Source organism: Moorena producens 3L (genome assembly GCF_000211815.1).
Classification (GTDB): Bacteria; Cyanobacteriota; Cyanobacteriia; order Cyanobacteriales; family Coleofasciculaceae; genus Moorena; species Moorena producens.
Genome location: NZ_GL890965.1, coordinates 129,244 through 155,173 on the forward strand (window position 1 = coordinate 129,244; position 25,930 = coordinate 155,173).

24 protein-coding genes and 1 pseudogene are annotated in these 25,930 nt (G+C 44.0%); 6 read left to right on the top strand and 19 right to left on the bottom strand.

Annotated features, from left to right (window positions below):
* Positions 1 to 81: 81 nt before the first annotated feature.
* Together LYNGBM3L_RS26885 and LYNGBM3L_RS26890 are read right to left on the bottom strand one after the other, a co-directional pair.
* Positions 82 to 1,071 carry a Gfo/Idh/MocA family protein gene (locus LYNGBM3L_RS26885; protein WP_008188835.1) on the bottom strand — a complete coding sequence of 330 codons (990 nt, stop codon included), beginning with the start codon at positions 1,069 to 1,071 and terminating at the stop codon, positions 82 to 84.
* A gap of 44 nt (positions 1,072 to 1,115) precedes the next feature.
* The gene (locus tag LYNGBM3L_RS26890; RefSeq protein WP_044494974.1) at positions 1,116 to 2,303 is read right to left on the bottom strand and encodes an RNA-guided endonuclease InsQ/TnpB family protein; all 1,188 of its coding nucleotides are present in this window, start codon (positions 2,301 to 2,303) and stop codon (positions 1,116 to 1,118) included.
* 99 nt (positions 2,304 to 2,402) lie between these two features.
* Between LYNGBM3L_RS26890 and tnpA the strand changes: the two are divergent.
* Positions 2,403 to 2,757: pseudogene (tnpA, locus tag LYNGBM3L_RS37175) on the top strand (IS200/IS605 family transposase).
* Here tnpA and LYNGBM3L_RS44405 read toward each other — a convergent pair.
* On the bottom strand, positions 2,754 to 2,993 hold the full coding sequence (locus LYNGBM3L_RS44405; protein WP_161603194.1) for a hypothetical protein: 240 nt from the start codon (positions 2,991 to 2,993) through the stop codon (positions 2,754 to 2,756). The pseudogene tnpA and the gene LYNGBM3L_RS44405 overlap by 4 nt on opposite strands.
* 28 nt (positions 2,994 to 3,021) lie before the next feature.
* A complete protein-coding gene (locus tag LYNGBM3L_RS26895) occupies positions 3,022 to 3,603 on the bottom strand; it encodes a DUF1997 domain-containing protein (RefSeq protein WP_008188841.1) in 582 nt (193 codons plus the stop codon).
* A gap of 272 nt (positions 3,604 to 3,875) precedes the next feature.
* On the opposite strand from LYNGBM3L_RS26895, the gene LYNGBM3L_RS49545 reads away from it, so the two are divergent.
* Positions 3,876 to 4,046: a hemolysin-type calcium-binding repeat protein gene (locus LYNGBM3L_RS49545; protein WP_008188843.1), complete on the top strand. Its 171-nt coding sequence runs from the start codon at positions 3,876 to 3,878 to the stop codon at positions 4,044 to 4,046.
* Here the strand turns inward: LYNGBM3L_RS49545 and LYNGBM3L_RS44410 are convergent, their stop codons facing one another.
* Positions 4,047 to 4,214, bottom strand: coding sequence for a hypothetical protein (locus LYNGBM3L_RS44410; protein WP_154659932.1), 168 nt, complete (start codon positions 4,212 to 4,214; stop codon positions 4,047 to 4,049).
* A gap of 29 nt (positions 4,215 to 4,243) precedes the next feature.
* On the opposite strand from LYNGBM3L_RS44410, the gene LYNGBM3L_RS44415 reads away from it, so the two are divergent.
* Positions 4,244 to 4,411 (top strand): hypothetical protein, encoded by a 168-nt coding sequence (locus LYNGBM3L_RS44415; RefSeq protein WP_008188845.1) that lies wholly within the window; start codon positions 4,244 to 4,246, stop codon positions 4,409 to 4,411.
* Positions 4,412 to 4,564: 153 nt separating this feature from the next.
* Here LYNGBM3L_RS44415 and LYNGBM3L_RS26900 read toward each other — a convergent pair whose 3' ends face one another.
* The 5 genes from LYNGBM3L_RS26900 to infC form a co-directional block, all read right to left on the bottom strand.
* Entirely contained in the window at positions 4,565 to 5,218 is a 654-nt protein-coding gene (locus tag LYNGBM3L_RS26900) for a hypothetical protein (RefSeq protein WP_008188846.1), read from the bottom strand.
* 435 nt (positions 5,219 to 5,653) lie between these two features.
* Complete coding sequence (gene dnaE, locus LYNGBM3L_RS47915; protein WP_008188848.1) at positions 5,654 to 9,472, bottom strand: DNA polymerase III subunit alpha; 3,819 nt, start codon at positions 9,470 to 9,472, stop codon at positions 5,654 to 5,656.
* Positions 9,473 to 9,580: 108 nt separating this feature from the next.
* Positions 9,581 to 10,072 (bottom strand): Crp/Fnr family transcriptional regulator, encoded by a 492-nt coding sequence (locus tag LYNGBM3L_RS26910; RefSeq protein ID WP_008188849.1) that lies wholly within the window; start codon positions 10,070 to 10,072, stop codon positions 9,581 to 9,583.
* Between the two features lie 438 nt (positions 10,073 to 10,510).
* Complete coding sequence (locus LYNGBM3L_RS26915) at positions 10,511 to 13,504, bottom strand: hypothetical protein (RefSeq protein ID WP_008188851.1); 2,994 nt, start codon at positions 13,502 to 13,504, stop codon at positions 10,511 to 10,513.
* Positions 13,505 to 13,697: 193 nt separating this feature from the next.
* Positions 13,698 to 14,228 carry a translation initiation factor IF-3 gene (gene infC / locus LYNGBM3L_RS26920; RefSeq protein WP_008188853.1) on the bottom strand — a complete coding sequence of 177 codons (531 nt, stop codon included), beginning with the start codon at positions 14,226 to 14,228 and terminating at the stop codon, positions 13,698 to 13,700.
* Between the two features lie 216 nt (positions 14,229 to 14,444).
* Between infC and LYNGBM3L_RS26925 the strand changes: the two genes are divergently transcribed.
* A complete protein-coding gene (locus LYNGBM3L_RS26925; protein WP_008188855.1) occupies positions 14,445 to 15,356 on the top strand; it encodes an alpha/beta fold hydrolase in 912 nt (303 codons plus the stop codon).
* 18 nt (positions 15,357 to 15,374) lie between these two features.
* Here LYNGBM3L_RS26925 and LYNGBM3L_RS26930 read toward each other — a convergent pair whose 3' ends face one another.
* Positions 15,375 to 15,716 (bottom strand): BON domain-containing protein, encoded by a 342-nt coding sequence (locus LYNGBM3L_RS26930; RefSeq protein WP_008188859.1) that lies wholly within the window; start codon positions 15,714 to 15,716, stop codon positions 15,375 to 15,377.
* Positions 15,717 to 16,287: 571 nt separating this feature from the next.
* Between LYNGBM3L_RS26930 and ilvN the strand changes: the two genes are divergently transcribed.
* Positions 16,288 to 16,806: an acetolactate synthase small subunit gene (ilvN, locus tag LYNGBM3L_RS26935; protein ID WP_008188861.1), complete on the top strand. Its 519-nt coding sequence runs from the start codon at positions 16,288 to 16,290 to the stop codon at positions 16,804 to 16,806.
* Between the two features lie 51 nt (positions 16,807 to 16,857).
* On the opposite strand, the gene LYNGBM3L_RS26940 is transcribed toward ilvN, so the two are convergent.
* The 8 genes from LYNGBM3L_RS26940 to LYNGBM3L_RS41875 form a co-directional block, all read right to left on the bottom strand.
* Positions 16,858 to 18,444 carry a sensor histidine kinase gene (locus LYNGBM3L_RS26940; protein ID WP_008188865.1) on the bottom strand — a complete coding sequence of 529 codons (1,587 nt, stop codon included), beginning with the start codon at positions 18,442 to 18,444 and terminating at the stop codon, positions 16,858 to 16,860.
* 203 nt (positions 18,445 to 18,647) lie between these two features.
* The gene (locus LYNGBM3L_RS26945) at positions 18,648 to 19,601 is read right to left on the bottom strand and encodes a lysylphosphatidylglycerol synthase transmembrane domain-containing protein (RefSeq protein ID WP_008188867.1); all 954 of its coding nucleotides are present in this window, start codon (positions 19,599 to 19,601) and stop codon (positions 18,648 to 18,650) included.
* Between the two features lie 215 nt (positions 19,602 to 19,816).
* On the bottom strand, positions 19,817 to 21,076 hold the full coding sequence (locus LYNGBM3L_RS26950) for an RNA-guided endonuclease InsQ/TnpB family protein (RefSeq protein WP_008188869.1): 1,260 nt from the start codon (positions 21,074 to 21,076) through the stop codon (positions 19,817 to 19,819).
* A gap of 104 nt (positions 21,077 to 21,180) precedes the next feature.
* Positions 21,181 to 21,609 (bottom strand): helix-turn-helix domain-containing protein, encoded by a 429-nt coding sequence (locus tag LYNGBM3L_RS26955; protein WP_229414728.1) that lies wholly within the window; start codon positions 21,607 to 21,609, stop codon positions 21,181 to 21,183.
* Positions 21,610 to 21,801: 192 nt separating this feature from the next.
* On the bottom strand, positions 21,802 to 23,394 hold the full coding sequence (locus LYNGBM3L_RS26960) for a hypothetical protein (protein WP_008188872.1): 1,593 nt from the start codon (positions 23,392 to 23,394) through the stop codon (positions 21,802 to 21,804).
* Positions 23,395 to 23,520: 126 nt separating this feature from the next.
* Complete coding sequence (locus tag LYNGBM3L_RS26965) at positions 23,521 to 24,567, bottom strand: glycosyltransferase family 2 protein (RefSeq protein WP_008188878.1); 1,047 nt, start codon at positions 24,565 to 24,567, stop codon at positions 23,521 to 23,523.
* A 122-nt stretch (positions 24,568 to 24,689) separates the two neighbouring features.
* Positions 24,690 to 24,860, bottom strand: a complete 171-nt coding sequence (locus LYNGBM3L_RS46160) for a hypothetical protein (RefSeq protein ID WP_008188880.1) — start codon at positions 24,858 to 24,860, stop codon at positions 24,690 to 24,692.
* A 17-nt stretch (positions 24,861 to 24,877) separates the two neighbouring features.
* A complete protein-coding gene (locus LYNGBM3L_RS41875) occupies positions 24,878 to 25,078 on the bottom strand; it encodes a hypothetical protein (protein ID WP_131827077.1) in 201 nt (66 codons plus the stop codon).
* 284 nt (positions 25,079 to 25,362) lie between these two features.
* Here LYNGBM3L_RS41875 and LYNGBM3L_RS41880 point away from each other — a divergent pair, with 284 nt between their 5' ends.
* Entirely contained in the window at positions 25,363 to 25,575 is a 213-nt protein-coding gene (locus LYNGBM3L_RS41880; protein ID WP_131827078.1) for a hypothetical protein, read from the top strand.
* The last annotated feature ends 355 nt before the right edge of the window (positions 25,576 to 25,930 follow it).

Genomic DNA, 25,930 nt, shown 5'->3' on the forward strand with positions numbered 1-25,930 from the left:
GCTGATAGCTGATAGCTGATAGCTGATAGTACCTCAACTAGTGTGCGCATTAGCTGATAGCTGATAGCTGATAGCTTAAAACTAAATTAAAGCGATCGCATGACCTGTAGCTGCGGACTCACGTAATCCATCTGCAACCTTGAGAGTATAACAACTATCTACGGTCGAGACATACAGGGGTGTTCCTTTAACTAGATGGTCAATTACCATAGCGGTATCTTTAAGAAACAAACCCCGTCGCCCTGCTACTTCAATTGGTTTGGTTTCCTCTGCCTTAATCAGATTACCTTGGTCTCCCTCAAACAGCAGTGTGCCTTGGTTTCCATGCACCTCAAAATTCCGTAACCTCTGCCAGAACATTTCCCCTTTACCATAGGTAATATCTGCGATTAGACCACAAGTAAAGCGCAGTTGGGCATTACATAGACAAGCAGTAAAGTACTGATCAGCAGCATCCCAAAATTGGGATTGACAATACACAGAAGCGACTTCACCAAACAAGTCTGTAAAGCGGTGAATGCGAGAAAGAGCAGCAATGAAGGGAAAGCCAAATAGTTCCAGATTGAATGTCCAGCCCCGGGGTGCAGGGTGTTTCGGCGCAATAGTTACGTAACGGGCATAAACCGGTTCACCAATTTTGGGCAAAGATTGGCGCAAGGCTTGATGCAAGCCCCCTAAAAGCTCAATATGTTCTACATGGAGGAGCTTGCCCTTAGCGTTGGCTAGGGTAATCAGGGATTCGGCATCTTTGGGGTCAAGGGAAAGGGGATATTCAGTGACAACATGTTTCCCGGCATTAAGGGCAGCACGGGCAATTGTGCCATGATCCCGATTAATCGTGCTAATAAATACTAGATCAAGCTCCGGGTGTTCTACCAATTGCTGCCAGGAATCCACCACTGTAGTGCCGTGGGTTTCAGCAAAATCTTGTGTTTTGGCAGGGGTATGACCACAGACCGCCACTAAATGCGATCGCGAATCCGTTTGCAATGTCTGAGCTCGTAGCTTAGCCGCAAACCCAGTACCAACAATACCAGCTTTAATGGGGAGATCAGTAATAGTTTTTGTCACAAGGAAATATCAAGGATTAAGGGTTAAGGGTGATTTTGACATACTCACCGCCCTGGAAGGGCAGTGATTCTTGACAGATCATCGGGACGCGCTACAAAAGCAGTCTTACCTTCCCTCCTTGTCCGTTTATGGTCGTGCCGATGCCCCATGCCGACCTTTTCTATGTTTCTTGCCGCATTAATGTCTCTATCTTGCTCAGCTCCGCAACTCACGCAAAGTACAGAGCGCACAGACAGATCTAATTTTCCCCATTTAAAACCACAATCTGAGCAGATTTGACTAGTTGGTTCCCAACGACTAATAACCCTAAATTCTCTTTCGTATTTTTCTGATTTTGCTTCACACAGAGTTCTAAATTCCGCCCAACCTTGTTGACTTATTACTCTAGATATTTTGCGGTTCTTTAGCATCCCTGACACATTGAGATCTTCCAAGACGATTACTTGGTTTTCGCTGACCACCTTGCTTGACAGTTTGTGTAAGAAGTCGCTTCTTTTGTTGGCTATTTCATTATGGATCTTAGCTATCCTTAGTCGAGTCAAGTTTTTCCGATTTGACCCTTTTGACTGCTTTGCAAACTTTTTTTGAGCTTTTCTTAGCTTGCGATCTAGTTTTGAATAATCAGGACTTTGAACTTCACTTCCATCGCTCATTGCAGCAAAAGTCTTGATACCTAGGTCGATTCCAATACTTTGGTTATCAGCATTGATTTGAACTGGCTCAATATCTACCACAAAACTCAAAAAATAGTTATTTACACAATCCTTAATGATAGTCACAGAACTAGGGTCATCAGGGAGGTCTCTAGACCAAACTGGTTTTACTATTCCAACTTTAGCTAGATAGACCTTGTCGCCCTTTATGGAAAATCCTCGGCGAGTTAACCTGGCTGTTTGTTTGCTAGTCTTCTTCTTGAATCTTGGAGGATTAACTTTATTTCCTTTTCTTTTACCTTTCCAGGAATCAAAAAAGTTCTTGAAAGCTACCCCAATGTCTGCTACAGATTGTTGCAAAGGAACTACTGAAACCTCAGACAACCACTGTCTTTCTTCAGTCTTTTTAGCTTGAGTTATTACTAGTTTTTGTAATTCCCCTGACTTTAATACCTTGTCTGAGTTTTTACATATAGCCAGAGCATCGTTCCAAACTACCCGGACGCAACCAAACAGCCTGGCTAGGTCATTCTTTTGTTGGTCTGTAGGGTAGAATCGGTACTTGTACCTGGCTTTCACATGTTTTCTCCTAATTTCTCTGTACGTAGGATTATAGTGTAATCTAAAAGTTTTGACAATGGGATTCCGGAATATTGGCACAGCTTGACTAGTTTGCCGATGCATTTAATCTGTGTCACCAAGTACCGCCAAAAAATATTAACGCGCCGCTTGCCTTACAGCTATAGAGGAATCATTCAAAGAAGTAGCAAAAAAAATAAATTTTAATATCAAAGAGTTCAATGGAGAGTCTGATCACATTCATGTACTCATTGAATACCCTCCAAAATTATCAATATCTCAGATGGTTAACAGTCTTAAAGGGGTTTCAAGTCGCAGATATGGACAGAAAGGGTTTTTAAAGCCAAATGGCAAAACAGCTTTGTGGAGTCCTAGCTATTATGCTTCTTCTGTTGGAGGAGCCCCTATAGCCGTACTGAAAGAATATATCAAGAATCAAGAAAAGCCGTCCTAGAAGGACGGGGCTTCAAACCCATTATTTTGGTGAACATATTCCCTTAAGGAAAGGCAAGAGGCAAGAGGCAAGAGGCAAGAGGAAAGGCAAGAGGCAAGAGGTAATAGGTAATAGGTTGGAATTAGGCAAAAATTCCCAGGACACTTACCGCGCCCCCGCCCCATCTTCCCATCTCCCCATCTCCCCATCTCCCCATCTCTCCATCTCTCCATCTCCCCATCTCCCCATCTCCCCATCTCCCCATCTCCCACACCGATGGCTAGATTAGGTGGCGGGAGCTCCTGGTGGTTGCTGCTGACTATAAATATTTGTCTGGGTGCCATTGCGAGCCCATTGACGATAATCCAACAACAGCTGGTGCATCAATGTTTGCTTAATCCTGACCAAAACGCTTTTGAGCAAACCATTGCCAGTGGTTTCTAAGATTGGCTTGGGAGTAAGGGAAAAAGGTAAGGGCACATCAACCTTGACAGTTAAATCCGCTCTGCCGGTGAGCTTAGTCACTCCTTGATCGTCCCAAGGATGCAGTTTTCCGGTTAATTCTAGGGCAAACCGTTGATTTATATAGTCCAATCCCAGAATTTTACAACCGACAGACCTCAGATGAACGGTAGCGTCAGATTCTGCCCACACTTCCAGATCTACCGTGGGCTGAAATGTCAAGGACATAAAGTGTAATGGATTCATTTTCAGGCGAAAACGCTTCTGAGTCAGTTGTTGGATGCGATTCAGGTCTGCGATCGCATAAACTATCCGTTCCGGCTGACGCAAGTAGTGCTGAATCGGCACAGATTCCTGTGGCACAGTCATTTCGACACGCTGGGAAGCAAAAAACTGGGTGGTCATAGAGGAAAAAACACTCAATCGATGTATGCCTTTACTTAATATTACTTTACAATTCTTCAGTTTTGGTATTATAGTTTTCATTTTACCGGAGCATGTTACTCCAGAGAGTACTTTTTTTATTTTCTAGAGATTTTTCTATAGATTTCTAATCGTCTTTTTCCCCTTTCTCCATTCCCTCAACCGTTACTGATACTCTGACCGGTGGGGATGGTAACGATACCCTCAACAGTGGGGATGGTAATGATCTAATTGATGGCAAAAATGGCAACGATTTGCTTAACGGCAATGCAGGTAATGATGCGATCGCAGGTGGACGTGGAGATGATAGACTAATTGGTGGTAGTGGCAATGATAGTCTTTACGGACAATTAGCTATTACTATCAACGCTAATATTATCGCCACTGGAATTTCTTCTTCCTCTACAACAGAAGATCAGAATTAGCTAAGTACCTGGACAAAAATCAACCTCACTTCTTGATGCAAAGCGCTCATGGGGGAGACCACGGCAGTCGCTCATGGGGGAAACCCCCAAGACCGCGCTGCCTCCCCAAGACCGCGCTGCCTCCCCAAGACCGTAATGGTGCGTTTGACCCGTAATTAAATTCGCCACGGGTCGCACCTCTGCATCGCTGTATTAACTTGTGTAAAGTTGCCAAAAGTCCGTCTGCTCCCTGCTCCCAGCTCCCTGCTCCCAGCTCCCTATTTCAACAGTTAATTTTACTTTTGTCCGACTACTTAGATGAGAGAGATGGTGATGATATTCTCGGTGGTGGCGGTAACGATGTGATTTTAAGTATTAATAGTTAGTAGTTATCTAAGCATTCAGCTATCAGCCATCAGCTTTCTGTAATAGAGATTAAACGAATGCTTACCTATGCAGGCTGTTCCCTTTCGCCTAGGGTGCGCCGTTCGCGTAGCGTGCGCCAATGCGCATTGCGCATAAGCTGAATGTTTACATTCTTAGTAACAACTTCTTCCAACTATATTATTCCCAACAAATGAGCTCTTGTTAGGAAGTTGAGAACCCCAAGAATCACCATCAAAATATTCGACTTTAGTTCTACCATTTAAAGTGTATTCAGCCAAGGTACCATCCCATGTCCAAGAAGAACCCAATTTACTTAAAGCGCTATTAGAAAGTTTTACTGTTGCTATTCGAGAACCGAATCCTGATAGACCAAACTTTTCTACAGCTACGAAAGTACCTGAGCTATTTACTAATAAAAATGAGGCTATTCCTTTTTCCTCATCCCAATCCCATCCGCGAATGCTATCACTATTTGAAATATTAATAGTCGCTAGTTTACGACCGAATTGTCCTGTGTCTGGATTAAATTCCTCTACAATGACAACTGATTTACTACCGTTGAATATAACGTAACTAGCTAGACGACCTTTATAACTCCAACCTCTAACTGAATTAGATTGGGAAATTGTCCTGCTACTTGCATCACCTTGTACATTCCTATAACGAAGCTTGGCAGCCGAACCATTAAAATCAACAGTAGAACATGCCTGATTAGCAAAGGCAGGTTGAGAAGATAAAAGTGTGAGTAAGGATGTAGCCATCAAAAAAAAATTGATATTCCATCCATTATTAACTAATTTAAGCATTTTTATCTCTTAATGTTTAGTTTGTGACATTTAGAGGATATCTGAAAAGTTTTTTTATACTGAATTTTGCCCCCCTAGGGCGTGTCTTCAAACTCGGAGATCCCCCTAAATCCCCCTTAAAAAAGGGGGACTTTGAGTATGGCTCCCCCCTTTTTTAAGGGGGGCTGGGGGGGATCATAATCTTGCCGAAAACTTTGAAAACACGCCCTAGCCCCCCAATTATGGCGGGAACAAGAATATTTGCTGCTAAAAGTCCCCCAAAATTGGGGGATTTAGGGGGCTTGGATGTAGCAAATGAGACTTCTCAGACAACCTCTTATGCATAAATTATACAAAATCCGGGTTGGGTTGAGGTCAAGATGCTGTTGGCGAATTATTTCTTAATATCTGAAAGCGTTATTATGCGGTTATTAACTTAACAAAAATACATAAAAATTAACTAGCTTGCTCAATTAACCCTAAAGGCAATTCTGCTAACTGTTTCAACTCCAACCCTCCCTCAAATATCTCATCAATCGGCAGCATTTGACCATCAATCGTCATAAACTTATGATCTTTTGTAGCTCGAATCACTGAGCCATCGTCTAGAGTATATTCAAACACCTCTTGCTCTCCCCGGTTATGCCACTGAGCAATAGGTTGGGTATAGACATAGCCATTACTATCAACGCTATAGACAGTACATGGGATACCTTTTTCGACAATCTCACCAATCGCTATTGGACCATACTCTACTGTGATAATCTCCGTATCATAGCTGAGACAATATTCGGCAAATTTAATCATTTGGTCAAATAACTCCTCAGCTATGTCTTGAGTCACGCCATTTTTGGTTGAACCATCGATAAAAATCTCCCGATGCTTCTGCATCTCAGCCACTTTCTTCTTACCCATGCAATTGTGAGCAATAAAGTCATTGGCAAGAAAGTTATGAGTTTCAGCAATACTTAAATCAAAAACATCCTCTTGGCCAAGATACTTCAGCTCAACAATCTCATCCCAGAAAATATCTGAGTCAGTAATCCCCATCAAGGCTTGATTCTGAAAAGCCCTAGGTAAATTTTCCCCTTTCAGAGTTGGATAGCTAGAAGCTAGAGGTTTTATAGAAAAATCTCCATCACCAATGATCTCAGCAGTTACCTTAACTTTACTATTCGACAGTTCACGACTGTAGGGAATTGGTAATGTTTTCGCTAAACCGATCGGGCTTCCTATGGTAAACTCTTTGAGAGGCTTCCATCCCAGACTCGTGTAGAAAAGATGATCATCCGTAGCGCGAATGTTGCGGTTAGTTTTGGTAGTAATCTCCCAAACATCACGAATCCCATTAGGATGAATTTCGATAATTGGTCGTTGGGTAATTTTTTGGGTCTTTAAATCCAGGGAAAAAACCTTTCGTCCCAACCAGTAACTAGATTTAGAAGCAATCTCCTTCAGAGAAACTAAACGACCGGTTGCTGGATCCACTATCTCAGTTGATCCACTCAAACACCGCCTCAGTAAATCGGCTTGACCTAGAGAATAACCGGCCAAATCCTGGGCCATCCGCATGATGCTTTCCTGAAAGCAGTTATGAACGACTACGCCATGAGCCAGAAAGTATGGGGAAGATTGTTCCTCCATTTGTAGATCAAAACACTCCTGTTGCCCACTCTCTTCAACAGCGGTAACATAAACTATCCGAACATCCCAGTCTTTAACCCTTGTCTTGTACTGTAACTCTTTCGGTCTGGATAGCGTTGCCTGTTGAGATGACTGTTTGACTAGCGTTTTAGTTACTAAACCCAAGTGAGCATCATTTGGCCACAGTTTTTTACTGTTGCTCGCTCCGGGATATTTTTCATAAACTTCAGAACCAAAACCATCAGCATTCTTGAGGACCGGGTTTGCTGGTTTCAGCTCATAGGCAAATTTATCTCCATCTGGTGTTAAAAAGCGATGGTTTTTACTGGAATAGATAACTGTACCACTAGATAACGTAATTTTCAGGATGTCTTTGACACCACTGCACCATTGCTTGGCTACCCTTGCTGGCCAAACTCGTTTACGATCAGAGGTTAATACTAGGTCGCCAGATTTAATTTCCTCAATGGGCACATAAGAACCATCGGGCTTATCAATTAAGGTACCTTTTGGTAAACATAGAATTCCATAAGTCTCCCTTAAAATAGGCTCTAATAGAGGATGTTGATACTCTACTTTTTCTCGACCATGTTTACGATTAATAAACTGAGGAATCAGACCAGCATCCAGAGGACCAGGGCGATAAAGAGCTAAAATTGAAGATATATCTTCAATACTGTCAGGTTTCAGGTCTCGCACCACCTGACGCATTCCGGAAGATTCTAATTGGAATACTCCTTCTAACTGGCCTTTCTCTAGGAGCTCGTAAGTTTCTTGAACACCTGGGGGTTTTTTCTTCTGTTCACCCTTGGCTAAAATTTTCCTAGATTTAATTTCCTCTAGGGGAATATCATCTAAATCGAGTTCAATATTTTGAGTCTTTTTAACTAACTCTTTGGTTTTCTGAATAGTGGTTAAGTTCTTTAGTCCTAAAAAATCCATTTTCAGGAGTCCCAGAGATTCCAGGTCTTCCATAAAATACTGGGTGATCACTGCACCATCATTATTCAGTTGTAATGGCACAATTTCATCTAAGGGGTCTGCTGAAATAACCACACCAGCAGCATGGACACCAAAGGTTTTATTTGTCCCTTCAATCCGAATCGCCATATCCACCCAACGACGCACTTCCGGATCTTGATCGTAAGCTTCTTTAAACTCTGGTGTTGGTGTCTGATCAGAAATCATGACTGAGAGTTTGGCTGGCTTACCTCGCGCCACTGGAATCATCTTAGCCATACGATTCGATTCTTGGTAGGCAATTCCTAACACTCTCGCTACATCTTTTAATACCGCTTTAGAGGTCATGCGGTTAAATGTAATAATCTGGGCTACTCGGTCTTCACCATAGAGATTGGTGACATATTTAATCACCTCATCCCGTCTTTCAATGCAGAAATCTGTGTCAATATCTGGCATGGATTTCCGCTCTGGATTTAGAAAGCGCTCGAACAGTAGCCCATGATGTACAGGATCAATGTTGGTAATTTCTAGGGCATAAGCCACTAGAGAGCCTGCTGCTGAACCACGACCCGGACCAACGGGAATATCATTGTCTCTGGCATATTTGATGTAGTCCCAAACCACTAAAAAGTAGGTAGAAAACCCCATCTGCTGGAGCATTTTTAACTCATACTCCAGCCGGGCTTTATACACTGGATCAATTTCACTACGAGAGCGACACTTTAGCCGCTTCATCAGTCCGTTCCAGGTAATTTCTTCTAAATAGGTGTCAGGGGTATAATCCTTGGATACCTTGTAGTGTGGGATGCGAGGTTCCCCCATAATATTGTAGTGCTTGACTTTATCGGCCACTTCTAAGGTATTTGCGATCGCATCCTCTATCACCTGCGACGGTAAATGATCTCGAAACAGCCGTTTCATTTCCTCTGCTGACTTGAGATACTCCGTGCCACTATAGCGCATCCGTTTCTCTTCTGTAACCAGTTTAGCGGTTTGAATACACAGCAAAGCGTCATGGGCTTCTACGTCATAGCAGGAGATAAAGTGGGAGTCATTAGTCGCAACAATTTTAATTCCTAATTCACTGGCAATCTTGACAATCGCAACATTAACCACTCTGTCTTCTACAGAGCCGTGGTCTTGAATCTCTAAATAGTAATCATCCCCAAAAACATCTTGGTACCACTTAGCTACTTTACGGGCTTGATCTAAGTCACCTTTTAGGATAGCTTGGGGAACTTCGCCCCCCAAACAAGCACTGGTTACAATTAACCCTTCGTGATATTGCTCCAGTAATTCTTTATTGATACAGGGACGAGCAAAAATACCTTTACCTGGCATCCCTTTGAGGTGAGAAATAGTTGTTAGTTTTACTAAGTTTTTGTAGCCTTGGGTATCTTTTGCTAAGACAACTTGATGATATTTTCGGTAACGCTTATTGACCTCAATATCCCCGTTTATCACATACATTTCGTTACCGATTATCGGCTTAATGCCCTTTTTTAGGCAAACTTTAATCAGTTCAATAGCACCATACATCACACCATGATCTGTCAGTGCGATCGCAGGCATTCCCAAATCAACAGCTCGATCGATCAGTGCTGGTAGCTGAGATGCTCCATCCAGTAGGCTATAATCACTGTGAATGTGTAGACCAACAAAAGACATAGTTACTGTTAATTATAAACCGATGTTGCTGATTATTTTAATGATTAACGAACCTACGATCCACGTCTAGTACCAAAAGAAACTAGTACCAAAAAACTAGGACTTATCTTAAGCACGGAAATCCGTTAAACGACTTCCAACCCTTCTCACATCCAATGGTGGATTTTTAACCTGATTAGTATTCAAATTGCTGTTAAGTTCCCGAATACGGCGGGACAGCATACGAATAATCTTAATTGCAAATTCTGGTGTCTCATCAATGGCATCATAGAGTTGTAGCTGTGTCAACATCAAACAATGGCAAGGTTCGATGGTGGTCACAGAAGCGGAACGAGGTTCTGCATCAAACAAGGACATCTCCCCAAAGCAGGCTCCTTGCTTGAACTGTGCCAAATTCCGCTCACCAATGTGAACTCTTACCAAACCTGAGACTACAATATAAAGTTCCCTACCCTCTTCCCCTTGAGCAAAGATGGTATGGTTAGAAGGAAAGTCTAGCTCGTCCATCACAGAGGCTAGTCGCATCAGAAAATCGTCCCGCAATTCGTGAAAAATTGGGACACCCCTGATAAAAATTAAACGATCAATGCTAGATAACATTGGTTAGCGGTTGGGTTAGCGGTTGGCTGCTAGCGAATAGCCGTCCTGTAGTAAACTACAAGTTTAACCCATACCGATAGTTGTTTCGCTAATTGTTTATAGTTAATGGCTCACTAGACCTAGAGCTCTAATTAAGATTCAACCACTGTACTGTGGTAATTTCAGACGTAAGTATTCAGGGGTCAGCGGTGAGCTAAAAACTCACGCTAATTGAGGTGCGGTCAGCTTATTTTATTCAAAAGCTCTTCCCACCTCAAGTAGCGTGGCCACAGGTCAATGGCTGATAGCTGATACGCGACACGCTGATACGCGACACGCTGATGGCTGAATGCTTACTTTCAGACATTATTTCACCCCTAGCTCTACTGTCCACTGCCATGATAAATTAGAGATGATGCCAGCAAAGTTTACAAACAATAGGCAACTATACTGATCAAACTATCCGATAATCTCTTGTGCTTGAGCAGCTACCAAGGGATCTGGGTCATTCCTAAGCACTGGCAACAACTCTGCACAAGCACGAGGTGACATCTCTTTGAGATAAGCCACAACCGCTTCCCGCACAAAACCGGTAGGATGACGTAAGCAACTCATAGCCGCTGCTGGTGCTAGAGAGCAGTGTGCTGCTCTGGCCACATGAAAACAACACGCTAGGGGCCAATCTGACATAAAATGTCGTAACTCGATTAACCGACGTAAGCGATCGCTTACACTCATGGGTTGATAAGGCACTAAATCCACGAGGGCAGCTAATTTTTCTTTCAGAGAACGCCGGTCTAAAATTGACAAAAATGCTTTCTTATTAGGAATATCTAGGGTATTATCCAAAATTTCTAACCCTAGGGCAATGTTTGACCGAGAATGGGATGCTAGATTAAACTCAGCTGCTTTGATGGCACTCGATGGATAAAGAAACTTCATCAGTAAGAAACACACCTCCACCAGATCTTGTTGAAGATCATTAAGCCCCTGCCGCAGCAAATCTGCCTCCAGTCCAGCTATTTTCTTTGAGGTCAAATCCAGCAGTGCGCCATAAATTTGACCCAAAAACATCAATTCTTGCTCAATTAAGGCTTCTACGACCCTACGCCCTAACTCGTTCATCACCGCTTCAATTCCAACCTCCCCTGGAATCTTCAGCAGGATCGTGAGAATATTACGACGGGTTGTCCCCCAACTACTCATCAACTGTTGCACCAAATGCTTCATAGCTTCAGGAGTACCCTTCTGAGTTATAGCCTGGAGTCTGCCAATCTCACCGAGAGCCATCCAAGCTTGCCGCCTTACTGGGTCTGGCTTATGAATATCTTCAGACAAAACCCTCAATAAAGCAATGGCTTCATCCCCTTGCTTGACCAACGCTCTACGAGCAGCATTGCGGGTAGATGTGTAGTAAAGTGCCTTGACTAAAGACGGATAGTACTTTTCAAATCGTTTAGCAGCAATCACCTCTAAACAAGCACACCGTACCTTTAATGACTTATCCCTTAACAGGTCATCAATATAAACTACCAAGGATTCCAAGTAATCCATCTCTGCCAAAGCTCGGGTACCCATCAACCGTTCTTGCTCTTTTTTTGAGGTGAGCATCCGCCGCAGGGTTTTGACGGCTTCAAATTTCTCTTTTGGTGTACCCCGACCCATAATTAAAGCAGCTGCTGTAGCTCTTACGGTTGGGTCAACAGCAGGTTGTAGATAAGGCTTAATTGTCCGAATATTCAGGTCTTTCTGAGCCAGCCAAAAATAGCGCAATGCTAAGGCCAGGACTTCTACTGGTGGTCTTTGATCAATCAACCGAGACACATCTTCTAGACAATCTGGGTTGGGATAGGGCAACATCACCTCTAAACTCTGGCGCTGCAAATCTGTAGACATTTCTCCCAGCAAGGGAGAAAGAACCTGACTCGCTGTTTCTGGAGCGATTTGAGACAACAGTTGAATGTAAGCAGAGCGGTTCTTCGGCTCAGTTTTCAGTCGCTTTACCGCTTCCTCAAAGAGGGTCTTAGTATCCAGGAAATTGGTATTGGCAGAACCCAAACGTCCTTGCTCAGCATTGATCAGCAGCAATGAACCATAATTAGCCCGCATCAACCGGGTACTCAGCAGCCATAATAGGGCAAAAATCACTACCATTAGAATAAACACCCAATGGCGCAATGGCTCAAAATTGGGGAAAGCCCAATCCAGCAGCCCAATGGTGGCTAAAATTCCAATGCCAGTAATGCCAGTAGTCATGGGTTTGGCAATCCCTTGCACAGTAGTCTGCACCACAGAGCGTAACCCTGACGGTAAGGCTTGGAAGAGTACAGGTTCAACACTAGCAATTAAAGTAAAGCGCAATAGTTCATCAACGAATCGGAGTAAGACTACACCAATAAATAGCCCTGTAATCCAGCTAGGCAAGAACCCAATATCAAACTTTAGCCAACTTGCCATGTTAGCTAGGGTCACTAAGCCAATCACAGATAAAGCACCAGGTAATACCATAGCGCTTAGGAAAAGACCAAAGCGATCAATCACCCGACTAGAGATAAACCATTGGGTCACCAGTTCAAAAAGTCCCAACGTACCACTGAATAGACCCAGAAAACCAGCAATTGCTGAACTATCCAGGGTTTGCTCCAATTGACCCATATACTGAAATTCAATTAGGAGGTACAGGGCTTCCCCTAAGATAAAAAAGGCAAATAAAGGGATGACATAGCGTCTGAGGGATTCACTCGGCTGACGCACAGCAAAGTCTGGCTCCATTTCTTCCCACTGTCGTGCTGGGGAGTTAGGAAAGGCTTGCTGGTAGTGCTGACATATATAAACCAAGGTCAGTGCTCCGATGAGCATCATGCCAGACCCAAAAGCCACCACATTGTTGAGTCCCACTAACAGCAATAATAGAGGTAATGAGAACCCAGAGAGGACATCAGCTACCAAAAGCCCACTGGAGATTAGGGGGTAGGTACGCTTAATTTCCCGAATGTTGAATAACTGATTAGCCGTCACCTGGGAATTAAGGTCATTGAGGATGTACACCGCATCCATCCACAATCGCAATAGAAAGATGGTGACTACAGTAATATAGCCATACTCGATCTCCAAGCCTAGGCGGAACACTAACAGGGGTAAGGCAGCTAGGATAGCGATCGCTACCAAGACTGACCTCAAGGGTAAAATGCTCTGCAACCAGGAGTATAATACTCCCAGCCCAGAGCAGATCACGGAACTAGCAATATAAATCACCGGTAACCACTTCGCGCCATATTTCTCTAGAAACAAGGCAATGGCACTGTACTCTAACCAAAGCAGTCCCATGGAAGTGGTGGTATGGAAGGCGAACATCAACAATGTCCGCTCGCCTTCTTCTGGGCGAAGATTCACCCACTCTAGGATTTTTCTAACCCAGTAACCCTTCAGGCGAGTCGGAGATGGCAATTTCATAGAGTCATTCGTCCTTCGTCACTAGTCCTCAGTCAGTAGTCCTTGGTATTTTAAGCTGCTTGCTCCGTGCATGGGTATTCAGACATGAATTCCAGGCACCTGCCCATGTGGGTACCAATGACTAATAACCAATGACTAATGACCAATGACTAATGACCAATGACCAATGACTGATGACCAATCACTATAACCACTATTTTTTGGGGGAGAGTAACATCATCATGTTACGACCTTCCCGCTTCGGTGCTTGCTGGACTTCTGCCAATTCTTGTAAATCCTTAGCCATGCGCTCGAGTAGTGCCTGGGCTAAATTACTGTGTTGAATTTCTCGACCTCGGAAGGTAATGGTAGCTTTGACCTTATCGCCAGATTTCAGGAAGCGCTCCGCTTGATTGACCCGCACATTGTAGTCATGGTCTTCTATTTTGTAGCGCATCTTCACTTCTTTTACATCAGCCGTGTGCTGCTTCTTCTTTGCTTCACGGGCTTTCTTCTCTTGTTCAAATTTGTACTTGCCATAGTCCATGATGCGACACACTGGCGGATCTGCCTTGTCACTAACCAGGACAAGATCTAACTCCTTTTCCTCAGCGATCCGCAGGGCGTCTTGAGGTGTGATTATACCCAGCTGTGCCCCATCGGTATCAATGGCTCTAATCTTCGGAAACCTTATTCTTTCGTTAATTTGGGGTAGATCGCGTTGGCGTCTTCTATTATCACTCACAGGCGTTTGTTTATTTTCTTAAGTGGATTAATCAAAAAATCGACTTACTACATACACTTGCCATTTTACTAATTCCTTTCTTGTTTCTGTTCAAATTATTAACATCACTTAGGAAACCAAGGCCGATGGAATAGTTATAACTTACTCCTTTGCCTGATAGGCAAGGCATAATGGACTCAAGTTGCTTTGTAAATATTTTTGAAGTTGAGGCAGGTTGTGACCAAATCTTTGCATTGGCAGCAACGAGTTGGTAGTCAAAGGGATTGGGTCTGGCGGGGTTGGCCGATCCGTTATACCTATTTTCGCCCACCCCAACCCCTAACTGTCCAGCCGACAACACCAGTTATTCTGCTTCATGGGTTTGGTGCTTCGGTAGGGCATTGGCGTAATAACCTAGACGTAATCGGTCAACATCATACCGTTTATGCTTTAGATCTGCTGGGTTTTGGGGCATCCCGGAAAGCTTCGGTTGACTATACCATTGACCTTTGGGTAGCTCAGGTTTATGAATTTTGGCAAACTTTTATCCAAAAACCGGTAGTGTTAGTAGGTAACTCCATTGGTTCGCTAGTTGGTCTAGGAGCAGCAGCAACCCATCCAGAGATGGTTAAAGGTCTGGTGATGATTAATTTACCAGATTTCCAAGCCCGAGAAGAAGCGATTCCTAGTTGGCTCGGACCGATAGTCTCAACTGTTGAGAGTCTAGTGGCATCACCAGTGCTACTCAAAACCCTATTTTACGTGGTAAGACGTCCAGGGATTGTGCGTAAGTGGGCAGGGTTAGCTTATGCTAATCCAGAGGCAGTTACAGATGATTTAGTAGAAATTCTGAGTGTCCCTGCCACCGATCCTGGAGCTGCGGCCACCTTTAGTAGACTTTTGAGAGGGATGACCGCTCCTAACTTTAGTCTACCGGTCAAATCCCTATTACCTACATTAGATATTCCTATGCTATTGATGTGGGGACTAGAAGACCGGATGATTCCCCCTATGTTAGCTCGCAAGTTTGTTAAACTCAATCCTAATTTAGAGCTATTGGAGTTAGATCATGCTGGTCACTGTCCCCACGATGAATGTCCGGAACAGGTGAATCTGATCCTGTTAGAGTGGCTGGGAGCTAAGGTTTGATTATCCCCACAATTGGTATTAGCCGACGCTCACTTGATCAGTTTCAACCTCCGTGCAACCATCCACACCTGAGGCAACATTAACCATCTTATCTAGAACCTCCTGGCTAGCTACTTCTCCTTTTAGCACAACTTTACCGCCAGTTTGAGCAACCCAGAGCCTTTCCTCGTCATCCAGCTCGTCGTCTTGGTCAAAGGCCCAAACAACTCGCTTGGCAAGGCCGCTTTGGTCGTATTCCCCGTTTAACCCCATTCGTTCTGGGGGAATGTCATCTCCTGCTGGTGCATCTTCTGAAGGGGTACTAGCTGCGGCAGCTTCCTCTGGGCTCCCAAATCCAAACATTCGCTTTAACCAACCCATAATTATTTTGTTTCACTCCAATCAGTTTTTACCGATTTTTATGTTACCGAGGAATTTGGCAATTAGCTGCCTAGTTTCATAAAAAATATATCTTTAGATACAGCACACTGTTACTAGAGTTCTTGGTTACTCAAAACCTGGATAAAATGGTAATTGGTTTGTAAGCATTCAGCCGTCAGCTGTCAGCCGTCAGCTAAAAGCTCACGCTACTTGAGGTGCTTAAAATAAAATCGAAAGTCTGGGGAAAATATCTTGGCCGTTGGCCAAACTACTTGAGGTGATTTGTGGCACAGGCTTCTAGCCTGTGACCTAACCTCTGGCTGATCGCTGATCGCTGATCGCTGATCGCTGATCGCTGAATGCTTACATTGGTTTACCGTTGACCGTTGACGCTTAGCTTCAAGAAACTTAACAGTTAACCGTTGCTACTCCCTTATACCCCCTAAAAAAAGGGGCTAGTCAACACTTAACAGTCAACAGTCTCACCAATAAATCACGTTGATAGCAATTTAGGCAGCACACGCCCCCACCACTCCCAAGTCAACTCCCAAGTCAACTCCCAAGTCAAACTATGAAACATACCCTTTCCGTTTTAGTTGAAGATGAAGCCGGTGTTCTAACTCGCATTGCTGGTTTATTTGCCCGTAGAGGCTTCAATATCGAAAGTCTTGCCGTTGGACCAACTGAGCAGGTTGGTATATCTCGAATTACGATGGTAGTACCTGGAGATGACAGCAGCATTGAGCAGCTGACTAAGCAACTCTATAAGCTAATAAATGTCCTTAAAGTACAAGATATTACCTCAATTCCCTGTGTCGAAAGGGAGTTGATGCTGCTAAAGGTTAACACTACTAGTTCCACCCGCTCCGAGATTATTGAATTAGCCCAGGTGTTTCGTGCCCATGTCGTAGATACATCTGAGGAGTCACTAACTCTAGAAGTTGTGGGAGACCCTGGTAAAATGGTAGCACTGACCCAAATGCTGAATAAGTTTGGTATCCGTGAAATTGCCCGGACTGGCAAAATCGCCCTAACCCGAGAATCGGGAGTCAATACTGAATATCTCAAGTCTTTGCACGCAAAAGTTTAAGTAGCCATTAGTCATTAGTTATTGGTCGTTAGTCATTGGTGATTGGTTCGTCTATTTTACCTGCAAGCCTTGATGATATGAACCTACAGGAATTGCGATCGCAAATTCTGTTCCCTTACCCGGATTAGAGGTACATAGGATTTGACCGCCATGCTGTTCAACAACGATTTTCTTGGAGATATCTAGCCCTAAGCCAGTTCCCTTGTCGATTGATTTGGTGGTGAAGAATGGTTCAAATATCTTCTGTTTGACCTCTTCTGTCATTCCCGGACCATTATCGATAATTCTGATCACGACCTGTCCACCAGAACTGTCCCCTTGATCACCATCGCTGCCTAGAAATTCTGTCCGAATGGTGATCTTAGGGGGGGCTGGTGCTTTTTGCTTTACACCTTGCGGGCCATAATCAGAAGACTGAGGGGAAACTGGAACAAAGAACCTGTCTGCTTGAACAGCTGCAGAACCTGTAACAAAGAACCTGTTAACCTGTGACTCTTCCAGAGCATCAATGGCATTGCACAGCAGGTTCATCAACACTTGGTTGATTGGACCAGAGTAGCACTTCACTAAAGGGAGTTTTCCATAGTCCTTGGTCACGGTAATCCCGGGATTCTTTCCTTTGGGCTTTAAGCGGTTATGGAGGATAGTCAGATTACTATCAATGCCCTGATGAATATTCACTCGCTGCTTTTCCTGGTCATCCTGTCGGGAAAAGTGGCGCACTGATTGCACAATCTGTTGCAAGCGTTCTGCACCTAATCCCATAGATGATAGGGTTTTAGGAAAATCTTCGATCAGGAAATCTAGATCAATTAGATCAGCGTACTGTTGAATTTCGGCTACAGGCTGGGGATAGTGTTTGGCATATAATCCCAACAGTCTTAATAAATCTTCGCCATAGTCCCTTGCTGGAGTCACATTTCCACAGATAAAGTTAAGTGGATTGTTGATTTCGTGAACAACACCAGCGCATAACTGTCCTAAGGTGGACATTTTTTCACTTTGCTTTAATCCCTCTTGAGCCAGTTCCAGCTTCTTTAAGGCATTCTCCAGTTCCTGGCTTTGGGCTTCTAATTTGGCTTGTGCTGCTTGTAAAGCTGCTTCAGTTAATTTTTGTTTAGTAATATCTTTTACAAAACCTTCGTAGTATAGAATGTAACCAGTAGCATCACGCACTGCCCAAGCACTTTCACAAATCCACATTAGGGTGCCGTCTTGGCGATAGACCTGGGATTCAAAATCCTCTACAAAACCCTTTGAGTGCAGTAGGTCAAGGAATTGATAGCGTCGCTCGGGATCTTTGTGAAGGTAATCCCCAACACCAGTTAAATTACTAAGAAATTGCTTAGGTGATTCATAGCCATATAGTCTAGCTAGCGATGGGTTACAGGCTATATAGTAACCATCAGGGGTGATTTGAAATATACCATCAGTCGAGTTTTCAAATAGAGATCGATATCTCTGTTGGACTGCTAAGAGAGATTCTTCCACTCTTTTACGGTCAATTATTGGCTCAGCTAGTGTCTGATTCGTAGGTTGCCAACTAGTTTTCCAATTGGTGAAGTTTTTGTGAACCGTTGGATTAGGTTTGACCCCCTTACCAGAGCTAGGGGGTAAAGTTCTGCGACTTATTAACATAGATTTTTGCCTCACCTTTTTCCCTCACGACCATGACTATTGAGCATTGCAGCTGCCTCTTCAAGGATGGCTTTCCGGTACAGACTATAGTATTTGCTGTTGGGGAATTGTGCCATCCCTAAACAGTTTTTTACAAAACTATTAACTAAACTGCTCCGAATTTAAATAAATTTAACATACATCTCCTCTTGACAACAGTCAAATTAAGAAGGTTTTTTTCCCAAGTCGCGCACTGTAGTCAAATATTGTCCTAGAAAGGGTAAGCCACCAATGGCTGGAAGTAGGTAGCGGGAAGTACACAGTAATCCTAAGGCGGCAGCTTCCTCCTTAGGGAAATAGCGTTGGTAGAAGAAAATTAGCGCAGCATCACGGGTGCCAACCCCCGCAAAGGTTAGTGGTAACAATCCCGCTAAAATGGCTAGGGGGGACAGAGCGAGATTGGCTAAAAAGGGTGTCCAGGCGTTGAGGGCGAGGATAAATAACCAAATTTGCAATAAGTGTAAGAACCAGATAAAAATTGAAGTTAGGGTAATTTTGAATAATTGCTTGGGGTCATGCCAGAAGTAGCCGTGCATTTCCCCCCAAGACATTTGCATTTTTTCTAGCTTTGGACGGAATTTTTTTGGGGCAATTTTTTTTGTCACTAAGAAAAATAAATGGGCAAATTTGCGGGAACTGAGGAGGAATAGCCCTAAAATTAAGCCGAAAATTATCCCAGCGGTCATCAACCAAAAGAAACCACTTTTCCCCGGATAGAGTAATAAACCAAAGACACACCATAGCAGTAGAGACAGCATGTCACAAGCTTTTTCAAAAATAACGATGGCTAACGACAAGCTCCCAGCTAAATTACCCCGCTGCTTCATAAAGTAGGCTTTAGCAATATCTCCCATTTTGGAGGGCAAGACCATATTCAGGGTACTGGCAGCTAAAATCAGGCGATTGGCTTCCCAAAATCGGAGTTGGGAACCCGTCGGCATTAGTTGTTGCAGTCGCCAAGCCGTGAACAGGGTGATCGGAATCACCATGCCCAGACTAATCGCCATCCACATGCGATCGCATTCTTTGAATACAGCGATCAGTTGGGGAAAGTCAATTTTGGCATAAATTACCCCTAAGATGAGTAGGCTGATGGCAATGGAGATGAGTCGTTTCATGGATTAGCAGCAAAAGGCAAAAGGCAAAAGGCAACCGGCAACCGGCAACCGGCAACGGTCAACCTTCAATCTACCCTAGGGGAAGGCCAAAGGCGAACAACCTTCAACATCTGATGCTAACCAAAAACTTTAGTGAGAATTTCAACAGCGGGGTCAACTTATAGCCACACCTTAGCCCCACAATGCTTAGGACAAGTGACTACTCCTACATCAAATCAACGATTATGATGTAGGCTTCTCAAACTCACGAATGAGACTTGCTGTTCCTCAATATCATGTATTGATTTACCACAGCCATTCAGCGGCAATCCAACCGCCATTAATGCACGATGCAAAATGTTGATGCCACTATTCCAATCGCGGTCAATTTTTACTCCACAATCAGAACAATGATGAACTCTATCAGCTAGATTTTTCTCAACTGAAGCCCCACAGTTGAAGCACTCAATACTTGTTCCCCGTGGGTTAACGAACTGGACTAACAAACCGCGTTTGACCGCCACTGCTTGTAAAATCTCCAGAAACGACCCCCACCCTGCGTCATGTATTGATTTCGCTAATCTAGTCCGCGCAAGTCCCTTGATATTTAAATTTTCAAACCCAATCAGGTCATACTTACTACATAGCCAATGGGCGACTTGATAGTGAAATTCCTTGCGGCAACGGGTTACATGAAGGTGCAATAGAGCTACTTTCTGTTTAGCTTTCTGCCAGTTTTTAGAACCCTTTACACGGCGTGACATTACCCGTTGGGCACTTGCTAACCTGTTAGTAGCCTTTCTGTAGAACTGCGGAATCCCAACGGCTTCACCATCTGATGTGGTCAGAAACTTCTCTAAGCCGACATCAATCCCAACAGCAGATTTAACCGATTCTACAGGAAGAAACTCAGGGACAGTATCATCCTTCATTGAGATGCAACAGTACCAGCCGTCCGCTTTTTTAACGATAGTGCATTGCTTGAGAGTGAAACCGGACGGTAGAGGTCGGTGCATCACCACAGATATTTCACCAATCCGACTCAGCTTAAGCACTCCATGTTTGATCTGCGCCCCTGCTCTGGAATTGTTAACCCGTGGGAATATAAACGACCGCAATTGACCTTGTTTCTTAAACCGAGGTCGTCCTCCGCGTTTTCCGGTCGCATCTGGTTTTCTCCATCGTTCCCATGCCATGTTCAGCCGTTGTAAGTTGACTTGTTGAGTTTCGGCGTAAATCAGCTTGTACTCAGGGAATAGCTTTTTAGTTTCCTTTAGTGCTGATTGCTGGGTGTAATAGTTAACGGGTTCTGGGACTTCGCCAATCGCTTCCCTCACAATACTGCATCTATCAATAGGACAACGAGTCCTGTTGAGCCAATCAAGTCTTTGACCGAGAGCATAGTTCCAGTGACGACGCAACAATTCCAGCCATCTCTCCATGATGGCTATCTGTTCGTCACTAGGCTTGATTCGATAGCAGTAAGTTAACAGCATAATGTTATTGTACTACTCGCGTACTGTTGAGAACCGTTAAACCCCGTCGGGCAATTCCCCTCCCGCGCTTATCACGCGATTATAACGGGAGACCACTTGCCCGTTTAGTTGGGTTGATAGACTAACCGAGATGGGCCTTTGATTTCTACATAATGACCGTAGGTGTTGCGGTTGCCTTGTTTGACGGTCAAAACAGGCTTGTAAGTATCGTATTTTCTATTTTCCTTGATGATTTGCTGGTTGACGTGGATGTAAGTCGCCACCTTTTGTGCAACTTTTTTCCAGGTTCCTTTTGGTCCACGCTTACCGGGAATTACTTTAGGCATCCCGTTAAATAGGGGAATTTGCCAAAATCTGCCAACTTTTTGAGCGCCTTTAATTCTGCCGCTTTTCAGGAGTTGGCGAACTCGTTGGACACAAATACCTAAAAGATAAGCTGCTTGAGTGGTGCCAATGGTGGTTATCTCTTGTGCTGCCATGTCTTTGCCTTTTAATCTAGCGCTATTGTTTGTTATGGCTTTAATATAACACATTTTTTTAATAGCGCTAGTGTTTTAAAACAAATGTTACATAATTTAATAATTGGGTTTATTAAAGCGCTATAGCTTTGTGAACAAGTAATGCAGCAATTAGCGAAAATTAAATAGCGCTATAGTTTGGTAAAACTTCAATACACAGTATTTGAGCACTGACACACTCAGAACTATGTTCCCAGTTATATGATCTCAAAAACGCTGCTCGAACTTCAACCATTCATAATCATCCAAGGTTTGCACCTCATCACTTAGGTCAACCCACGGTTGTAATTGTCCTGGTTGAAAGGTACGACTCATCACCACATAAATCGATGTCTGATCTCCACCAATTCCGACACTTTGTACCGATTTCCAAGACTTAGCTTGTAATTCATCAATTACTAACCATCGCTCACCTTGCCAATAAAAATATCGGCGAAAGCAGAAGGGAGCGTCTTTTTTACCAGTAATTAATAATTTCTGTAATAATTTTCGAATTAAATTGGGAAAGAAGCGTCCTACCGTTAACATCACTCCCCGTAGAATTAGTAAATTCATTGGAGTCATTTGCTTCTGTTTTGCCCATCCTAAGTTTCCCTCAATCAGAATTTCATCCTCACTGACTTTAACTTGATAGTCATCGATCAGATGACCAACAGCATTTTTGAATTTACCTCTTTCTTTTACGAGTAGGGAAAAATGGGTATCTGAAGCAATTAATTGATTGTCTCGAAATATCTTAAAAACGCCTCCTTTATTCAAAGCTAAATAAAGTTCTGTACCTCGACGGCGGTCAATTAGGATGTTGGCGTCTTTCAACCATACGCGACCACTGGGACGGGGAGTTGGTTTGGGTCGGTTGCTGACAAAATCCCGCCAAGATAGGAGATAATTCCAGGTATGGTGACCAATAATGTGATCATCGGCGTAACAGGGAGCAAGACCATTAGCTAATCCCACCAAGAAGCGGTCATTAATCTCTAGGGCTTCTGGAAACCAGCGTCCTACTAATTCAAAGCCATGGGGAAAAAAGTTATAAGTGTTACGGCTAGTGTATTCTCCCCCATAGGAACCATCGGGATGGATGAATTCTGCGGCTAATTCGACAGCTTTGATCAGAGCTTCTTTTAGGCGTGGGTCTAATCTCAACAGATAAATCCTAGCTAGACAGGAAATAGTTAAGGTGTGGTAGCCTGGGTCGCAGCCTTCATATTCTATAAACCAGCCTTCGGGACTTTGCCAGGATAAGACTTGCTCTAGCCTTTGCGATCGCGCTCTATCCCATTGATTGGTATGCAAGAGTTCCGATAGCAGGTCTAAACATAAGACAATCAAGGCTTGGTGGTTGCTCAGCTGTCCACTTTCCATGTGATGGGCTAGCCAATTTGCTCGTTTTTCAAAGAATTGCAAGGCAATGGGGTTATGGAGTCCCATGGCTTTGTAACTTTCGATGCTAGCCAATAAAGAAAAGGCGGCGGCTCCAGCAGCACGCTCATAGGGGAAATAATCATCACAGGAGCCATCGGGATGGGAACTGGATGCAGCAAAAAGTATCCCTGCTTCGACCCAATCGAGAATTACTGGTTGCTGGTAGAACGGGTTATCTGGCAAGTCGGTATGATAGGCTAGTGCTAGGGGCCAGACAAATTCCTGTGCCATCCCACTAGGGAAATCGATGATTTTATAGTGCCAGAAGTTACGGTCAAAGCATCCGTAGGTGGGACTGTGGGGATTGCGGTCTAGGAGGGTAAGGATTTTAGGGATTTGGTTTAGGGCTTGACGGGCGAATAGGTCTCTGGTCATTATTTGCGGCTGTTTGTGTCAGTGCGTCAGTCCGAGAGTGATTGTTGTTTTCAGCCAAAAGTAGTCTTAAGAGTTTCCTACTATAACAAGTAGTCTTAAGAGCGTCCCACTATCACAATCGGACTATTATCTATTCAAGAAATTATTAGCAAATTCTTCCCCTTCTCCTCCCTCTTCCCGGTTTTGCCGCTGTTGTTGATTTCCGGTTGATGGCAAGTGGGGAGTGTGATTGGAGTCAACTTCCAATCGTCGTAGTCGTAGTTGGATGTCTTCTAGAAGTTGACGATTGACTGCCATTAGATCTGCCACTAAGCCAAATATCCACAGTTGAAAGCCCATTAGAATCAGAATAGCAGCTAAAACTAGGCTGGGTACGTGAGCTTTGGGAGTACCAGCGAAGTATAGGATTAACCAACGAATCCCCAGTAAGGTTCCTAGAGTAAATGGAATTGTCCCCAAGGTGATAAAGAATCTCAGGGGGTTGTAGGTCATGGAGATTCGCAGGATAGTGATTAGCGATCGCTTAACATAGGCACTGATACTCTTGACTAGACGGGAGGGGCGCAAATAGCGATTGGTGCGGATTGGGACAGAAGTGATAGCAATGCCTTTTTGTCCAGCTTGAATAATAGTTTCTAGGGTGTAAGTGTATTCATTAAAGACATTTAGCTTTAAGGCGGCTTCTCGGCTAAAAGCTCGGAATCCACTGGGAGCATCGATGATATTAGTATTGCTAGCAATTCGGACTACCCAACTACCGAATTTTTGTAGACACTTTTTGATGGGGGAGAAGTGCTTAATCTTCTGAATCGGTCGCGCCCCGATGACTATTTCGGCTCGACCTGATATAATAGGTTGTATGAGTTTGGGAATGTCATCAGCGCAGTACTGATTATCCGCATCGGTATTGACAATAATGTCCGCATTGGCTTTTAAGCAAGCTTCGATTCCTGCGATGAAAGCTTTGGCTAGTCCCTGATTGTGTTTAAAATTGACAATGTGGTCTACGCCATAAGAGCGGGCTACGTCTACGGTGCGGTCTGTACTGCCATCATTGATAATTAGCCACTCAACGGTATCTACACCCCTCAGTTGACGGGGAAGCACCGAAAGGGTAATCCCTAGGCTGTTTTCTTCGTTGTAGCAGGGGATTTGAATAATTAGTTTCGTCATCGATGGTGACGGGTTTTGGATCAAGAATAGGAAAAACTCCGGTGCCTTTGATTATCGCAGACGCAGGCAAAAGAGTTTTGGTTTCTTGATTATGGTAGGTTATTCGGGGATTATAGCAGTTTTCAATAGGGAGTCAAGGGAGTAGGGAGTAGGGAGTAGGGAGTAGGGAGTAGGGAGTAGGGAGTAGGGAGTAGGGAGTAGGGAGTAGGGAGTAGGGAGTAGGGAGTAGGGAGTAGGGAGTAGGGAGTAGGGAGTAGGGGAAGCAACAGTTGTGTTTGTATAGCAGAAGTCATTTGTCAGAAGTCATTTGTCAGAAGTCAAACTCTGGCGTTGCTGAATCAAGGAATGAATACGCGATCATCTGGTTTTGGTCAAGCCCCCGTGGGTCCCCCAACTTTGCGGTGCGACCCAAGGGCGATTTACTCGCCCTAGGAGGCGCGCACCGGAAGGGACGCAAGAAAGTCTTATTCCCCCACCGGTGCGCTTTCCGTCGGCGAATTAAATTCGCCACGGGTCGCACCGCAAAATTGGGGGGCTAGGGGGGCAAAACCATACCCAGAATCAGCAACGCCCAAACTCTTGCGCTTACTTAGGTTTGAGACTTTTGTCATGTCCTAACTGCCCTGGCGACTGCTATAACAGATTTGTTATCATAAAGCATACTATACTAATTTAGTATAGCGCTATAGTTAATTTTCAATTAGGTAATCGCAATGCTGATGATAGTGTTACCGCTGTCAATTACGCTATCGATAGGCTTGAGCAAAATGACGCGATCGCATTGCTAATCATGACTTGAGCGAAGCACGAATTTATGCGATCGCAAAACTGCTGAAGATTTTATCAAAGCACGAATTTTGCGCTATCGATTGGCCTACGGCCACGCTACGCGAACGGTTTAATCGTGCCTTATGGGATCACAGTGTTTGTAATCACTTGACCACTAATTGGATTTTATTAAGCGCGATCAAGTTAATCACTATTAAGCGATCGCAACTGTGCTCTTGACATCCTCCCATCGTTAAATCAAAGATTATAACGTTCGCGTAGCGGCTCCAAAGGAGCTGGGATTCCTAAACCTCACGATTTGGTTTGGTGCTTCATAGCAACCGCCTCCACCCTCAAGGGGTTTTCTGGTCTTACGCTCGCGACCCAGACTATCCCCGCAAGCCCTGCGGTTCTCATGTGTCGAGTTTCAAGAAAAGTCTTGATACACTTTTGATTCAAGGGTTGGCCTTCCATTGCCCTGTCATCTTTTCCCTAGAGACGAAACCTTAGGATAGTGGAGTCTTAATTAATAAATTTTTACCCTTCTCTGCATAACCTGCCAACCATAAAGACTCCACTATCCTTACGGTAACTT

Coding starts and splice junctions, on each gene's coding strand:
- LYNGBM3L_RS44405 (WP_161603194.1), bottom strand. CDS start 2,993: ATGGGGAGATGGGGAGATGGGGAGATGGAGAGATGGAGAGATGGGGAG.
- LYNGBM3L_RS26960 (WP_008188872.1), bottom strand. CDS start 23,394: ATGACCAGAGACCTATTCGCCCGTCAAGCCCTAAACCAAATCCCTAAA.
- LYNGBM3L_RS26915 (WP_008188851.1), bottom strand. CDS start 13,504: ATGAAATTGCCATCTCCGACTCGCCTGAAGGGTTACTGGGTTAGAAAA.
- LYNGBM3L_RS26900 (WP_008188846.1), bottom strand. CDS start 5,218: ATGCTTAAATTAGTTAATAATGGATGGAATATCAATTTTTTTTTGATG.
- LYNGBM3L_RS26965 (WP_008188878.1), bottom strand. CDS start 24,567: ATGACGAAACTAATTATTCAAATCCCCTGCTACAACGAAGAAAACAGC.
- dnaE (WP_008188848.1), bottom strand. CDS start 9,472: ATGTCTTTTGTTGGTCTACACATTCACAGTGATTATAGCCTACTGGAT.
- LYNGBM3L_RS26910 (WP_008188849.1), bottom strand. CDS start 10,072: ATGTTATCTAGCATTGATCGTTTAATTTTTATCAGGGGTGTCCCAATT.
- LYNGBM3L_RS26945 (WP_008188867.1), bottom strand. CDS start 19,601: ATGAAACGACTCATCTCCATTGCCATCAGCCTACTCATCTTAGGGGTA.
- LYNGBM3L_RS26955 (WP_229414728.1), bottom strand. CDS start 21,609: ATGTGTTATATTAAAGCCATAACAAACAATAGCGCTAGATTAAAAGGC.
- LYNGBM3L_RS46160 (WP_008188880.1), bottom strand. CDS start 24,860: ATGACTTCTGCTATACAAACACAACTGTTGCTTCCCCTACTCCCTACT.
- LYNGBM3L_RS26930 (WP_008188859.1), bottom strand. CDS start 15,716: ATGGGTTGGTTAAAGCGAATGTTTGGATTTGGGAGCCCAGAGGAAGCT.
- LYNGBM3L_RS26895 (WP_008188841.1), bottom strand. CDS start 3,603: ATGACCACCCAGTTTTTTGCTTCCCAGCGTGTCGAAATGACTGTGCCA.
- LYNGBM3L_RS26950 (WP_008188869.1), bottom strand. CDS start 21,076: ATGCTGTTAACTTACTGCTATCGAATCAAGCCTAGTGACGAACAGATA.
- ilvN (WP_008188861.1), top strand. CDS start 16,288: ATGAAACATACCCTTTCCGTTTTAGTTGAAGATGAAGCCGGTGTTCTA.
- LYNGBM3L_RS26940 (WP_008188865.1), bottom strand. CDS start 18,444: ATGTTAATAAGTCGCAGAACTTTACCCCCTAGCTCTGGTAAGGGGGTC.